Origin of the sequence: Amycolatopsis sp. NPDC005232 (genome assembly GCF_040607795.1) — a bacterium.
Lineage (GTDB): Bacteria > Actinomycetota > Actinomycetes > Mycobacteriales > Pseudonocardiaceae > Amycolatopsis.
Window position 1 is genome coordinate 38187 of record NZ_JBEXHL010000003.1, and the last position, 13779, is coordinate 51965.

Below are 13779 nucleotides of genomic sequence, written 5' to 3' on the forward strand. Positions count from 1 at the left end.
AGGCGACGGCACCTGACGGGCCCGCCACGACCGCGCGCGAAGCGCCAGCCGTCACGCCGAAGTACTGCGGCGCGGGGTGCTCGCCAGCAGACGCAGCGCACCGGTCGCGCTTGTCGACCAAGGACGACGCCAACACACCGAGTGGGGCGAGCGCCAATATCCCGTATGCGAGCACAGTGGCACGGAGACGGGCGCGAGCGGGCACGAGATCTCCTGGCAGGTAGGGCGTTCGGTCCACCGTCACGCTAGCCACTGGCCACCGCCGCGTCAATACCGAACGTTCTATCTTGAGGAAGTGAGGTGGGCCCATCAGCGTCATGAGGGCTTCCGCGATCCGTCAACCTCCACACCCACGGCAACTGCAGGAGTGCAGCCGCTGCGCGCACGGCCGACCAGTACACGCAGAGCAGCCTGCAGGCCCGTCTGACCACCCTGGCCGTCACGAGGGAACCAGGACCGCCGGGCGGACCTCGTGGGCAAGGATGAGTGCCCCGTCGAATTCCAGGCGGATCTTGACCCGGTACTGAACCTCTCGAAGAACCCCTGTGCGCAGTGCGCGTCGCCCACTGCGACGAGCTGCGAACGGAGTTTCTGGGTGGCCAGTTCTTGCGGCTGAAGTGCAGCCTGGGTTACGAGGACGCGGCTAGGATCCACAACGCCGCATGTCGCCGGCTCGACGCAAGATGACGAGGTGGACAAGTCGTGGCAGTCCTCGTCGTCCTCCGGGCAACTCGCGCTGCCGCGCGCCGTCACGGATTGCCACGTGGTCACACCGCCCTGTTCGGCGAGAATCCCGAGAGCGGCGTTCGAGATCGGTGTCGCCCAACGGAATCCGGGAAGGTCGGGTGTTGCCTCCGTTGGTCAAACGTTCTCACGACGCGCTCCAACCCCCATCGAGGGTCAGCTCGGTACCGGTGACGGACCCCGCCTCCGTCGAGCACAAGTACGCCACCGCGCCGGCGACCTCATCGGGCTCGATCAGGCGCTTCACCGCCGATCGTGCCAACAGTACTTCGGAGAGCACTTCGTCCTTGCTCAACCCGTGCACCTCGGCTTGGTCCGCCAGCTGGTTCTCGACCAACGGAGTGCGTACATACGCCGGGCACACGCAGTTGCTCGTGACCCCGTTGCCCGCTCCCTCCACAGCGATGACCTTCGAGAGTCCCAGAAGACCGTGCTTGGCGCTGACGTAGGCGGACTTGTACGCGCTGGCTCGCAGGCCGTGGATGCTGGAGATGTGCACGATTCGTCCCCAGCCGCGTTCGTACATGTGCGGAATGACCGCGCGGCTGAGCAGGAACGGCGCCTCCAGCATCAGCCGCAGCATGAAGGCGAACCGCTCAGGCGCGAACTGTTCGATGGGCGCAACGTGCTGGATACCGGCGTTGTTCACCAAGATGTCCGCTTCGAACCGTCGTCCGGCCAGCTCTGCGGTGTCGCTCAAGTCGATCGCCAGGGGCTCGCCACCGATCCGCTCGGCGGTCCGTGCCGCGCCGTCGGCGTCGATGTCGCACACCACGACGTGGGCACCAAGTCCGGCCAGGCGAGTCGCGACCGCCGCACCGATCCCGCTCGCCGCGCCGGTGACGATGGCGCGGCGAGCGGAGAGATCCGGCCCGCGAAGGAAGCTCGTCATGACTTTCGCTGGGCGAACGGATTGGCGTTGAGGTGATGATGTCCCCAGACGTTCGGAATCCCGAAATCGTGGGGGACCCAATCCTCCCCCACCTCAATGCCGTCGCACCCGATCTCGAGGTGGAACCCGCTGGGGTTCTGGACGTAGAACGAGATGGCTTTGTCGTTCATGTGCCGGCCGAGACTGATCGAGATCGGGACGTCGTTGGCTTTCGCCCGGTCGTAGGCTCGCCCGACGTCGTCGATCGAGGCGTGTTCGAACTCGAGGTGGTGGAGGGAGGGTTCCTCCGCACTCGCAAGGGCGATGCTGTGGTGAGTCGAGTTGCAGCGGAAGAAGAACAAGCCAGGGGCGCGGTAGTCGGTCAGCTTGAACTCCAGTACCGACTCGTAGAGCTCGCGGAGCTCGGCGATTTTAGGGCTGGCCTGTACGAAGTGGCCCAGGCCCGTGGTGCCAGGAAAAGCATCGACTGGGCGTGCGACGCCGGTGCGGGCCTTGGCTTCACCGATGGCCAGCTCCACGCGGAAACCGACGGGGTCGGTGAACCAGCGCAGGTGCGTGGCTCCGCGTAGCTCCTTCTCGTCCTCGGTTCCCTCTGCGACGGTGAAGCCGGCATCCGTCAGTCGCTGGGTGAGCCGGTCGAGCTCGCTCGGCGAATCGACGATCCACCCCACCTCACGTGGCGTGTCCACTGTGGACCGATACAGCGCCACGCGGTACTTGAACTCGTCGAGCTCCGCCAAGACGACCTCATGTGTGCCGGACTTGGCGTGGGTGACGCCGATTCCCAGTGTGCGCCCAAGCAGATCGATCCACGCGTCTACGTCGGTGACGTTCAGACCGACGTACCCCAACTTCCTGATACCCACCTTGGTCATCCCTTCGCAGCGCCGGCCGCGCCGCCTTGCAAAAACTCGCGAACGATGTGGTTGAACTCGGGCGCGCGCTCGTACTGGACCCAGTGCCGGCAGTTCGGCAGCACGCGCAGCTCCGCATTGGGGATCCCCGTGAGAATCCTGGGCGCCCAGGTCAACGGAACGGTCTGATCCTCACGCCCCCACACGAGGAGTGTCGGCGCGCCGATGAGAGCCAGGTCCGGGGTCAGGTCGCCGAAGTTCGGGGGGATCGGCAGCTCAGGGTGCACCCTGAGACTCGATTCGTACCGCTCGTCGATGAGAGCTTCGGTCGCCAGGTTGCCGTCGAAAACCATGAGCCGCACGAACTCGGCCATGGCTTCTCGCGAGGGCTTCTCGGCCGCCATGTAGCCGAAGAGCCGCTCAAGCCCCACCGGCCATGGCGGCGCGTCAGTGGGCAGGACTCCACCCGGCGCCATGAGAACGAACCGGTCCACACGATCCGGGTACTGCATCGCGATCCGCATCGCCACGCCGCCACCGTACGAGTTGCCGACCAGGTGGGCTCGCTCGATCCCGAGAGCCGTCATCGCACGGCAGACCCGTTCGGCCGCGTGGAAGATCAGCGGTTCATCCATTTCGGGACGAGGAGACTCGCCCCAACCAGGCAGGTCGACGACGATGTTCCGGTAGTCCTGGAAACTGGCGAGGTTCCCACCGAAGTTGCTCATCCCCGTTGCCCCCGGTCCGGAGCCGTGCAGCCACACGACCGGGCTGCCCGTGCCAACATCGGTGAAGGCCAATTGTGCGTCCCCGACATCCAACGTGCTCGTCACTGTGACTTCCCATCCTGTGTATGTAGCGCTCACTATACATCGTGAGGTTCGGCAAACAAGGTCGAATTCACTGCCTCTCGCCGAGTAGCGGGGAGTTGCCGTCCGCGATCACCGGCGCTGCTACGAACAGGCGCGGACCGACCGATGCAGCTGCTGTGGCGTCGTTAAGCCGTGGCCGTCCAGACCCGCCGCCGACGGCGGAGGCCTGTACGGCAGCTGCAGCAAGTGCACTCTCCGTGCCGATCTCGACGGGCGGGGCCGGCGCGAACTCCTGCCCGGTTGGCGCTGCCGCGAGTGGTGTCCATGGCACGGCGATTCGCGACGCCTTGACCTGTCCCCGGTGGTTCCGGCCATTGACGAGGCGTGGCGCTCCGCGTTGGCCGCACCTAACACCGGCTCGCCGAACGGCGATTATCCCGTCCGTCTCGCTCGCTCGGACCGGCCAACGCCGTACCGAGATTCTCTACAGCGAGGTACGGGTGGAGGTGCGGGTGCCGGCTGCCGACGGCGACGTCTCGCCAGAAGCGCTGAAGCACGTTCGACCGGACGAACCCGCTCGCACCATGCAGGTCGAGCATCCGGTCGACGGCGGCTCGGCAATCCTGGCCGGCGTCCGCGAGAGCCCTGCGCAGACGAGGACCGTCCGCAGGGGACAACTCGGCCGAACTCGCTTCGCGGGCGACCTCGAGCATCGTGTTCTCGGCGCGGTTCACGAGGTAGGTGGCCTCCGCCAGCCAGTGGCGCGCCCCGGGAGATTCCCCATGCGCGAGTACGCGGTCATGAACGGTTTGCGGTCCGAGGCGAACATCGCGGTTATGGCATCGAGTGCACCCTGGGCGGCGCCCACCACGGGACCGAGCACAGTGATCGCGAACAGCGACACGTCGCTCAACGTGAAGGGGGCCGCTGCCGCGATCCGCTCGTCCGGCACCAGAACGTCGCGGGCGACCAAGGTGTGGCTGCCGGTGCCGCACATGCCCGCCATGTTCCACGTCCGTTCGACGACGAGGTCGGCCGTCGGCACCAGTGCAAGGAAGAACGCACCGTCCACCATCATCGTGAGGCCGGCCACGCCGCGTCCTCAAAGCCCGAGACGTTCGGCCAGCGGCCGCTGACGCGCACCCCTTCCGGTACCCGCTCACCACGAGCACCAGGCGCCCCCGAACCGCAGAAAAGTGCGACCGGGTCGGCAAAGTACTCCGGCTTCTCGGAACCTGCGAAGGAGCGGGCGGCGAGATTTTTCGTTGTGACGCACGTCCCGGCGACCCATGCGGTGGACGGGCAGACACGGCCCAGACCGGTCAGCTGTCGCGGCTTCGCTGGAATTCATCGCCGCACAGGTGGCTCCCCGACCAGAATGGAAGAGGGATTTCAAACTGACGTGTATCGATATCCCGCATTTGATGTTCGTCCACGATCTCCACTCACCCTCGGACGTCACCAGCTCTACTACAGTGCCAGGAAGGTCTGGCAGCACTTCCGTTGAACCTCGCCAGCAGTTCGGCGAGGGTGCGGACGTCGCGGTCCGGCCACGACTCGAGGAGTTTGCCCAGCCGCTCGGTGCGGACGGCCCGAACCTCGTCGACGCGACGACGCCCCTCACCGGTCAGCGCCACCAGATATGCCCGGCCGTCGTCCGCAGCCTGAAGGCGTTCGATGAGACCCAACTCTTCCAGGTGCTGGAGCTGACGCGAGATGGTCGGAGGGGTCACTCCGAGGTGACAGGCGAGCTCGGTCGACCGGCGCGGACCGCGATCGGCCAAGTGGGCCAGCAGGCGGGACGCAGCGACCTTGAGGTCCGGGTGCACGTCCCGGCCGAGCTGTCCCGACGCGGCGCGGTCTTGGCGTACGAAGACGGCGAACTCACGCTCGAGGTCCACGATCGTTTCCTCGTCAAGCGTCATCGCGCACCGTCCTGAAGACCGGCAATCGCGACGTTGGAGGCGCGCAGGGGCACTTCGCCGAGCAGCCGTTCGATGACGGGAGCCCGGTTCGAGGAGTCCGCCCGTGCTCCGTGGACGAGCACAATGGTCCGCTTCGGGTTGCTGTTCGGGCTGCCAGCAGCGGACGCGGCACCGGCGAACAAGGCGAGCGTTGCGGCGCCGGCAACACTGAGGCGGGAGATGCGAAACCGCATGACGGATGAACCCCTTTCGAGGAAGGAGACGTGCCGCCGTCTCGTCCCGTCGGAATCGAGACGGAACGAGACGCCGGCCAGGTGGATCAGCGGCCGTAGGCTTCCAGCAGCCGCAGCCACACCTCGCTGACCGTGGGAAAGGCCGGGACGGCGTGCCAGAGCCGGTCCAGCGGAACCTCCCCGACCACCGCGATCGTTGCCGCGTGCAGCATTTCCGCGACGTCCGGGCCGACGAGCGTGAACCCGAGGATCACCTTGCGGTCCTCGTCGACGACCATCCGGGCGTGGCCCTGGTAGCCCTCGGCCTGCAGAGCGGATCCGGCGGTGGCGGCCAGGTCGTAGTCGACGACGCGAATCCGTAGACCGGCGGCCTCGGCGTCGGCAGCGGTCAGGCCCACCGACGAAATCTCGGGTTCGGTGAAGACCACCTGCGGCACCGCGCGCTCGTCGGCGGTAGCCGCGTGCCGGCCCCACGGGCTGTCGTCGACCGCTTGGCCCTTCGCCCGCGCCACGATGGCGTCGCCGGCGGCACGAGCCTGGTACTTGCCTTGGTGAGTGAGCAGAATCCGCCGGTTTACGTCCCCGGCGGCGTAGAGCCACCCGTCACCAATCGGCGCGCCGTCGTCTCCGACGACCCGCATCGTGCCGTCTACCGTGAGCCAGGCACCCGGCTTGAGGCCCACGGTCTCCAGACCGATGTCCTGGGTGTTCGGGGTCCGGCCGGTCGCGACGAGCAATTCATCGGCCTCGAGCTGCTCGCCGGTGGTCAGCGTGATGGACACAGTCCCGTCGTCGTTGCGGTTCACGGACCCGGCCTCGGCGCCGATGCGCACCGACACACCCTTGTCCTGCAACGACTCCGCAACTCGCTCGCCGACGAACGGCTCCGCGAGGTGCAGCACACCGTCCCGTGCCAGCATGGTCACCGACGACCCCAGTTCGGTGAACGCGGTCGCCAGTTCCGAGGCCACGACTCCACCACCGATCATGGCGAGCCGGCCAGGAACCTCCTTTGCCGCGACCGTTTCCCGGCTGGTCCACGGGGCGGCCTCGCGGAGGCCGTCGATGTCCGGAATCAGTGCGCCGCTGCCGGTGGCGACGACGACCGCGTGCCGTGCGGTCAGCGTCGTGGTGGCGCCCTCGGCGCCGGTCACTTCGACGACCTTCTCGGAGGCGATCCAGCCGTGTCCGCGGTACAGCCGAATGCCCGCCTGCTCGAGCCAGGCCACCTGTCCGTCGTCCTGCCAGTCCGAGGCGAAGGCATCGCGACGGCGGAGCACAGCCGCCACGTCCAACTCGCCCGTCACCGCTTCCCGCGCCCCAGGCACCTGCCGGGCCGCGCGGAGCGCCGCCCCGCTGCGGAGCAATGCCTTGGTCGGCATGCACGCCCAGTAGGAGCACTCGCCTCCAACCAGTTCCCGCTCGACGATGGCAGCGGTGAGACCGCCCTGCACCACCCGGTCGGCGAGGTTCTCCCCGACCGGGCCGGCGCCGATGACAATGACGTCGTACTCCGTGGTGCCCATGTCAGTTCCCCTTGCCCGCACGGCCGAGGCGAATCGCGGAGACCAGGAAGAAAATGCCGCCGAGGACGGCGTATCCGGCCACGTTCGTCAGCGCCGGATTCGGCGCGGCGGCCCCGAAGATGAACGACCCGCCGGCCAGCACGGAGATGCCGCCGCTGAGGATCATCGGCCACTGGCCGCCCATCTTGCGGCGGCTTACCGCCACGATCAGCTGGACCAGCCCGGCGACGATCGCCCAGGCGCCCCACACGCGCAGGACCCCAGGCACACCGGAGGCGCTGGTGATCGCCAGGCCGATGGCGGCCAGCAGGCTGATGGCGATATTCACGTATAGGCCGCGAGCCGATCCGGTGGCACGGGACGAACGAGAGTCCACAATGGCCGCTGCGACGTCGAACAGCGGGTAGATGATCACCAGGGTAATGCCGAGGGGCCCGAGCTGCGCCTTGGTGAGGAACAGCAGGGCTGCCCAGATGATGGCGAAGGCGAACCGCACGAAGTACAGCCGGCGCAACACCGACGCGATTCCTCCGGCAGCGGGTGAGTCAACGGTGGTCACGATGATCCTTTCGAAGTTCAAGAACGAGAGTGCGCGGCACGACAGTAAAACCGAACGTTCTATCTCGACTCAGCATGGCGGCGCCACCGAACGCTGTCAAGACAGACCGTTCTATCTGGCAGGTTGCCCACCACGGAACGCAGTGAGTCCGAGGGGCGCCCGTCCGAAGCACGGTCGCGTCTGCCCACCACAGCAGCCAGGACCTTGTGCGCAGAAGGGATTCACGCTCTCGGCATCGACCGCAGCATCGCCGAAGCAGCCGGCAAACCGGCTTCCCGGCACTTCGTGATACTGCGCGAAGGAGCTGTGACCGCGGGTCACCTCGGCGATCCGGCACTGGTCTGCAACACCTTCCCCCGCGGGGCGGAGGGCCTCCCGCAGGCACACGTCGCGCCGGCCGAGGTGGACTGACGAAACCCGCGGCCGCCGCACAGCGGCTTGCGGCGGCCGCGGGTTTCGTTGAGCAGCCACTGAGGGTGCGGCAAGCGGTCGTGCGGCGCTCACCGAGCCTCCTTCAGATCGATGCGATCCGACGGGCTCACTGAGATGACCCCCGAGCGCCGTTCGTGTATGGAGCAATCCGTACACAACTCACAGTAGCGAGTCGTCGTCGACCCGTCAATACCGAACGTTCTATCTTAGTTGGATCGCGACTCACGCCTGCGCTTCACGATCGAGGCACCACGAAGCGACTTGCCGGGGTGCCGACGAGTGGTAGCTCTTACTTCGCTGCGGAATCGATGCGGAACTGCAGGATCCCGTCGACTCCCCGGAGGAACGTGCAACAGACCTCAGCCGGGTCAGACAAGCAGCCCGACGCCATCACCCCGTCTCGCGGCATCACGAAGTGCCGGCCTGCGAGCTCCGGTGACGTCTCGCCGACCTGCGCCAGCAAGTCGCGTGATGACACCGACCTTTCCAGCGGGCTCTCACTTGATCGCCGAACTTGCTAGAGTGAGCACTACATACAAGTGGATAGAACGTTCTGTTCCGGACATCCGACTCGCTCCTGCCGAAGGAAGTTCATGCCCCACAGTCTCGAAGACGCCCAGTCAATCGTCGCGGCCCACCGCGCGCTGCGCCTCCACCTGCCCGCCCAGCAGGTACACGTTTCCGGCCCGAGCTACGCCGACGGTGTCACCTTGTGGAACGGCGCCGTGAAGCACCGCCCCGCCCTCTTGCTGAGCTGTACCTCCACCGATGACGTGGTGCTCGGTGTACGCACCGCACGCGAGTTCGGTCTTCCGCTCTCGGTCCGCGGCCGGGGCCACGACTACGCCGGCCGCGCACTGGCCGACGGAGGTCTGACCCTGGATCTGAGGCCGATGCACGGTGTTCTGGTCGTCCCCGCAGCCCGGGCCGCTGAGGTCGGTGGTGGCGCGTCCGCCAACGACCTCTTGGCCGCGGCCGCCGAGCACGGCATGGTGGCCGCGACCGGCACGATCGGAACGGTCGGGGTGGCCGGACTCACCCTCGGCGGCGGCTACGGGCCCCTCTCCGGTCGGGTTGGCCTCGCCGCGGACAACCTTCTGGCCGCCGAGGTGGTCACAGCCGACGGGACGGTAGTACGCACGGACGGCCACCACGATCCGGACCTGCTGTGGGCGCTGCGCGGCGGTGGCGGCAATTTCGGGGTCGTCACGTCGATGACAGTGCGGCTGCACGCCGTGCCGACGGTGGTGACCGGCATGGTGCTCTACCCATGGGAGCAGGCCAGGCAGGTACTCGCCCGAGTTCACGAGGCACAGCAGGACTCCCCCGACGACTTGACGATCCAAGTCGGTGCGATCGCCGCACCGCACGGCTCACCCGCTTTGCTGGTGCTTCCGACTTGGTCCGGCGATGTCGCGACCGGCAGGAACCCGTCAGGACCCGTGATGACGCTGGCTCGGCTGGGCGATCCCCTGATCGCCCAGCTGGATGCCGCGCCGTACGCGGCCACGATCGCCGGGCGGGATGCGATGTTCCCCGATGGCAGGCACGTCACCATCCGGACCCGCTCGGTGCCCGAACTCAGCGAGGACGTCATCGACGTCATCGACCGGTTCGGCGGTCAGCTGCCGACGCCGATGTCCGGGATCACCCTGCACCACTTCCACGGCTCCGCGGCCAGGATCGCGCCCGGCGACACCGCGTTCGTGCTGCGCAGGCCGCACCTCATGACCGAGATCATCGGCATCTGGCCGGCGGAGGAGACCGGCGAGCACGTCCACAGCTGGGCTGATGCGGCATCCGTGGCGCTGGCCGGTCAAGCCTTCCCGGGCGGATACGCCAACCTCCTCGGACCGGAAGCGACCGACCAGATCCCCGACATCTACGGAGACAACCTGCCCCGCCTGCAGCGAATCAAGGCGGCAGTGGATCCGGAGGGCGTCTTCTCGGCAACGCCTTTACCCATGGCTGAACCCGCCTGATCGCACGACGCCGCGGACTGCCCTGGCCTGCGGCGGCACACGGCCACGACGATCGCGTCACAGCGCACCGGCCTGACGAGGCGCCGGCCGGCCACGAGATCCCGCCAGGAGGCGCTCCGGCCTCCGTCGAGGGCCAGTCCGGCGCCGGCCTCGGGAGAGCACAGGTACGCCGCCGCGCCGGCGACCTCGTCGGGTTCGATCAGTCTCCGGCATCCAAGGTGCCCGTCACTGTGCCGCACCCATTCGCGTATACGTAACGCTCACTATACAATGGGATACGGGTTTTCACCGTCGGCTCGCGGCAGAACAATGATCAGAGCAGGGGGGCCGCCGTCAACGCTTCCGCTTCGCCGCGCCGCGCCGTTGCTCCGCCAAACCGCGGATCAAGGAGACGAACGGGGCGACCTGCGAGCTGTAGCTCATACCGTCGAAGCTGTTGGCCACCGAAAGCCCGTCCGTCAAGGCACGGCCCAGCACTGCGAGCTGCTGAACGAGAGCTTCGTTGTTCTTGCCGCCGTTCGGCGCGAAGATCGGAGTGAGCGCTTCCACCCAGGACGCGTGGGCGTAGTCGCGGATGCGACGCACGGTCGTCTGGACCGACTCGGCGTCCTTCTGCGCACCGACACTGATCGCGACCAGGAGCTGAAGGTAGTCCGGCCGCCGGTCGAGGGAGCTGCAGGCCGCCGAGAGCCACGCTTCGAGCCGCTCGAGCGGCGCCAGGTCGTCGAACGAGGACGGGTTCGGGAACAAGGCGTGCAGCTCTTCGAAAGTGCGCGCGAGAAGCGCCGCCAGGACGCCGAGCTTGTTGCCGAAGTGGTAGTAGATCGAGCTGGGCGGCAGGCCGGATTGCGCACTGAGATCCGAGATGGCCATGCCGTCGTAACCTTTTTCACCGACGAGGGCGCGAGCCGCGTTCAAGATGACCTCTCGGCTGCTCGAGCCGGCAGCAGCCGACGCGGAGCCCGAATCCCTCACCATGTCGCCATAATAGGTCCGCCTCGATGCCACTCCCCCACCGGGCGCACGGGCGCGTCCTCCGTCAACGCGTCCACGAGCAGGTCGACAGGCCGGCCCGCCGGGGGACTGCCGCGCCGGACGAAGTTGGCGGTGCCACCCCTGAGCCGCAGGACGTCGTCAGGGGTGAGGTCGGCACGCAGAGTGCCGTCACGAGCGCCGGCTTTCCAAGAGGACCCCAACGGCGCCGGCAAGTCGAGTGAGACCGCCGGCGAAGGGATCGGATCCGTGACGATGGCGGCAGCGAGTGCCGCGGACATGCCGCTCGCGGCTGCGGCGCAGTCGAGGAAACGGCCGTCCAACTGCGGGTGGCGTCAGCGGCCGGGCACCGGGCGACCCGGTCGGCGTACCGAAGCCTCAGCCGGGCTGGGCCGCCACATCGCCGAGCTGGCGTTGCGGCACGGCAACCGCATCACCGCCACCGTCCGCACCCGCGGCACTGGACGACCTGACCGAAGGCCACGGAATCGGCTGCGTCCCGAAACGTGGATCTCACTCAAGCGGCACTCGACGAGGGCCGTGCCGCCCCGGAGCGCCGGAAAGGACATCACGGCATCGGTCGCCTTCATCGTGAAGTCCGGCCGGACTGACGGTCCACATCAGTCCGGCCGGAGATTTCAGGCGACGGTCGCGTCGACGGTCACCGGGATGTTGCCGCGCGTCGCGTTGGAGTAAGGGCAGATCGCGTGGGCGGCTTCGACGAGCTTGTCCGCTGCCGCCTGGTCCACACCGGACAACTCGACGTGCAGCGCGGCACTCAGGCCGAACCCGCCTGCCGGCGTCGGGTCCACCTGCACCACGGCGACGACCGCAGAGTCGGTGACCTGAGTCTTTTGCTGGGCCGCAACGGCTTTGAGCGCTGAGTGGAAGCACGAGGCCCAGCCCGCCGCGAACAGCTGCTCCGGATTGGTCGCGCCGCCGGGACCACCCATCTCCTTGGGAATCGCCAAGGTGACGTCCAGCAAGCCGTCGTCAGACCTCGCCTGCCCTCCCGCCCTGCCATCGCCGGTGGAGGTGGCAATGCCGAGGTACATAGGTTTGGTCATGAGGAAAGTCCTTTCACGATCACGGGAGAGTCGCGACACCGAACGTTCTATCGCTCCTCATCGTGCAACCTCCGCTCACGAGAGTCAAGACCGAACGTTCTATCTCAGCGAGGTGGAGTGGAGCATCGAACGCCCATGGTTCAGGGTGAATGACCAGGCGGGCAATCGTGACGGGCGGCGCTTCGGGCATCGGCCCGGCAGTGGCCGGAGCCTTTGTCGACGAGGCCACCCAGGTGGCGATCGCCGATCGCGATGAGCACAAAGGGCGTTCGCCGGTGCGGTTCGTGTGCCCGTCACTCGGGGATCCGTGCAGATTTCGCGGAGCGAGCGAGGCCATGGGCGGCTTGGACCGCGTCTACCGAACGCGCAAGTCTGCAGCTCGGAGCCGAAGGTTGAACACTTCGTGATGGGCAGTACCGGCACCTCATGGAGGTCAACGTCGACCAAGTTGCCTTCGGTACCCGCGAAACACCGAGGCTCCTTCGCAGTTTTGGCGACGTCCTGGTCACGGCTGGCCTGGTGGACTTGGCGCCGTGCACCATGCAGGCATACACAAATGCGTGTAGAGTGAGCGCTACATATATAGTTCGAGACGAACGTCGCAGCAGCTTTGCCGCAGCTCGCCGACGAACAGGCTCGCCCGGCCCACGGGGCGCTTGGACTGGACCCGACAGCCGCGACGGCGTTCTTCCGGGACCAGATCGCCGCGAGCAAGGTGGCGCAGAAGGGATTGTTCGCTCGGTGGACGGCTCACCCGGAAGAAGCTCCCATCACACGCCCGGACCTCGGACAGATCCGCGCGCAGCTGGACCAGCTGACCGCCGCGTTGCTCCAGCAGCCCACGGCCACAGTGGACGTGCACACAGAGCCGACCTCGTGCGCCGTCCGGCTCACTCTGGCTGCCGGTTCGGCGGTGATCGTGCAGATGCTCGACGCCCTGCACCGCCGGGCGCTCGCCACCACACTGCGCTCCTTGTCCACCAGCCAGACCGTCACCCCGTCGTAGTCGACGGCCGCAGCGCCCGCGACAACCCCAACGCCGCTGTTCGCACTGCCGGGGCCAGATGGGCCGGTCGGAACTGCTCGCGCGGGACCGCCACCGACAGGGCCGCGACGGCGACCGCGCCCGAGAAGACCGGGGCTGCGATGCAGCTGACGCCGAGCGCCGCTTCCTGTTCCTCGTACGCCAAACCGGACACCTGGGTCTTCTCCAGCGCCGTGCGCAGGCGAACAGGGTCGGTGATCGAGAAGGGAGTCAGCCGCGGCAGCGGTTCGGCAAGGATTGCGTCCGCCAGCTCGGCCCTGGAGAACGCCAGCAGCGCCTTGCCGATCGCCGTGCAGGTCAGGGGCAGCCGGCCGCCGATCCGGGATGGCAGCGGGACCGCGTCGTGGCCGTGGATGCGTTCGACGTACACGATGTCGCGCTCGTCTCGGACTCCTAAGTGGATGGTTTGGCGGGTGCTCTCGAACAAGTCTTGCAAGAAGGGCAGCGCGGTCTCGCGAAGGTCGTACCGGCGCGGCACGAGCGATCCCAGCTCGAACAGCGTGCCACCCAGCCGATACCGCTCCCCCTCGCGTTCCAGCAGGCCGAGGCGGACGAGATCGCCGACCAGGCGGAACGTGGTGGTCTTGCTCATGCCCGCTCTGACCGCCAGTTCTGTCAGACGGAACGATCCACCTTCCGGACGGTAGACGTCCAGAATAGCCACCGCCTTGTCCACCATGTTCCCGGCCGGTTTGTTCCGTGTCACGGAACAAAC

14 protein-coding genes are annotated in these 13779 nt (G+C 67.4%); 2 read left to right on the forward strand and 12 right to left on the reverse strand.

The genetic code is table 11. From position 1 onward, the window contains the following. Nucleotides 1-871: 871 nt before the first annotated feature. From ABZU76_RS07555 to ABZU76_RS07595, 9 genes are all read right to left on the reverse strand, one after another. Nucleotides 872-1636, reverse strand: a complete 765-nt coding sequence (locus tag ABZU76_RS07555) for a 3-hydroxybutyrate dehydrogenase (RefSeq protein WP_354866098.1) — start codon at nt 1634-1636, stop codon at nt 872-874. Beyond that, the gene (locus tag ABZU76_RS07560; protein WP_354866100.1) at nt 1633-2502 is read right to left on the reverse strand and encodes a VOC family protein; all 870 of its coding nucleotides are present in this window, start codon (nt 2500-2502) and stop codon (nt 1633-1635) included. The genes ABZU76_RS07555 and ABZU76_RS07560 overlap by 4 nt, the downstream gene beginning before the upstream one ends. 5 nt (nt 2503-2507) lie before the next feature. Further along, nucleotides 2508-3323 carry an alpha/beta hydrolase gene (locus tag ABZU76_RS07565; RefSeq protein WP_354866103.1) on the reverse strand — a complete coding sequence of 272 codons (816 nt, stop codon included), beginning with the start codon at nt 3321-3323 and terminating at the stop codon, nt 2508-2510. Nucleotides 3324-3709: 386 nt separating this feature from the next. Continuing rightward, complete coding sequence (locus tag ABZU76_RS07570; RefSeq protein ID WP_354866105.1) at nt 3710-4036, reverse strand: hypothetical protein; 327 nt, start codon at nt 4034-4036, stop codon at nt 3710-3712. Continuing rightward, the gene (locus ABZU76_RS07575; RefSeq protein ID WP_354866107.1) at nt 4033-4395 is read right to left on the reverse strand and encodes a hypothetical protein; all 363 of its coding nucleotides are present in this window, start codon (nt 4393-4395) and stop codon (nt 4033-4035) included. Before ABZU76_RS07575 ends, ABZU76_RS07570 begins: the two co-directional genes overlap by 4 nt. 352 nt (nt 4396-4747) lie before the next feature. Next, nucleotides 4748-5227: a MarR family transcriptional regulator gene (locus ABZU76_RS07580; protein WP_354866109.1), complete on the reverse strand. Its 480-nt coding sequence runs from the start codon at nt 5225-5227 to the stop codon at nt 4748-4750. Then, the gene (locus tag ABZU76_RS07585; RefSeq protein ID WP_354866111.1) at nt 5224-5460 is read right to left on the reverse strand and encodes a hypothetical protein; all 237 of its coding nucleotides are present in this window, start codon (nt 5458-5460) and stop codon (nt 5224-5226) included. The genes ABZU76_RS07580 and ABZU76_RS07585 overlap by 4 nt, the downstream gene beginning before the upstream one ends. Before the next feature lie 86 nt (nt 5461-5546). Next, nucleotides 5547-6986 carry an NAD(P)/FAD-dependent oxidoreductase gene (locus ABZU76_RS07590; RefSeq protein ID WP_354866113.1) on the reverse strand — a complete coding sequence of 480 codons (1440 nt, stop codon included), beginning with the start codon at nt 6984-6986 and terminating at the stop codon, nt 5547-5549. 1 nt (nt 6987) lies between these two features. Continuing rightward, nucleotides 6988-7545: a hypothetical protein gene (locus tag ABZU76_RS07595; protein WP_354866115.1), complete on the reverse strand. Its 558-nt coding sequence runs from the start codon at nt 7543-7545 to the stop codon at nt 6988-6990. Between the two features lie 1025 nt (nt 7546-8570). On the opposite strand from ABZU76_RS07595, the gene ABZU76_RS07600 reads away from it, so the two are divergent. Beyond that, nucleotides 8571-9959: an FAD-binding oxidoreductase gene (locus ABZU76_RS07600; protein WP_354866117.1), complete on the forward strand. Its 1389-nt coding sequence runs from the start codon at nt 8571-8573 to the stop codon at nt 9957-9959. A 333-nt stretch (nt 9960-10292) separates the two neighbouring features. On the opposite strand, the gene ABZU76_RS07605 is transcribed toward ABZU76_RS07600, so the two are convergent. Both ABZU76_RS07605 and ABZU76_RS07610 read right to left on the reverse strand, forming a co-directional pair. Next, nucleotides 10293-10937, reverse strand: a complete 645-nt coding sequence (locus ABZU76_RS07605; protein WP_354866119.1) for a TetR/AcrR family transcriptional regulator — start codon at nt 10935-10937, stop codon at nt 10293-10295. Nucleotides 10938-11590: 653 nt separating this feature from the next. Further along, nucleotides 11591-12019: an organic hydroperoxide resistance protein gene (locus ABZU76_RS07610; RefSeq protein ID WP_354866121.1), complete on the reverse strand. Its 429-nt coding sequence runs from the start codon at nt 12017-12019 to the stop codon at nt 11591-11593. A 610-nt stretch (nt 12020-12629) separates the two neighbouring features. On the opposite strand from ABZU76_RS07610, the gene ABZU76_RS07615 reads away from it, so the two are divergent. Next, the gene (locus ABZU76_RS07615; protein WP_354866123.1) at nt 12630-13025 is read left to right on the forward strand and encodes a hypothetical protein; all 396 of its coding nucleotides are present in this window, start codon (nt 12630-12632) and stop codon (nt 13023-13025) included. Here the strand turns inward: ABZU76_RS07615 and ABZU76_RS07620 are convergent. After that, a complete protein-coding gene (locus ABZU76_RS07620) occupies nt 13012-13770 on the reverse strand; it encodes an IclR family transcriptional regulator (RefSeq protein WP_354866125.1) in 759 nt (252 codons plus the stop codon). The two genes, ABZU76_RS07615 and ABZU76_RS07620, sit on opposite strands and share 14 nt — an antisense overlap. Nucleotides 13771-13779: the final 9 nt, after the last annotated feature.

Excerpts from the sequence above, each read along its gene's own strand:
- ABZU76_RS07555 (WP_354866098.1), bottom strand. The coding sequence starts at position 1,636 with ATGACGAGCTTCCTTCGCGGGCCGGATCTCTCCGCTCGCCGCGCCATC.
- ABZU76_RS07580 (WP_354866109.1), bottom strand. The coding sequence starts at position 5,227 with ATGACGCTTGACGAGGAAACGATCGTGGACCTCGAGCGTGAGTTCGCC.
- ABZU76_RS07585 (WP_354866111.1), bottom strand. The coding sequence starts at position 5,460 with ATGCGGTTTCGCATCTCCCGCCTCAGTGTTGCCGGCGCCGCAACGCTC.
- ABZU76_RS07590 (WP_354866113.1), bottom strand. The coding sequence starts at position 6,986 with ATGGGCACCACGGAGTACGACGTCATTGTCATCGGCGCCGGCCCGGTC.
- ABZU76_RS07600 (WP_354866117.1), top strand. The coding sequence starts at position 8,571 with ATGCCCCACAGTCTCGAAGACGCCCAGTCAATCGTCGCGGCCCACCGC.
- ABZU76_RS07605 (WP_354866119.1), bottom strand. The coding sequence starts at position 10,937 with ATGGTGAGGGATTCGGGCTCCGCGTCGGCTGCTGCCGGCTCGAGCAGC.
- ABZU76_RS07610 (WP_354866121.1), bottom strand. The coding sequence starts at position 12,019 with ATGACCAAACCTATGTACCTCGGCATTGCCACCTCCACCGGCGATGGC.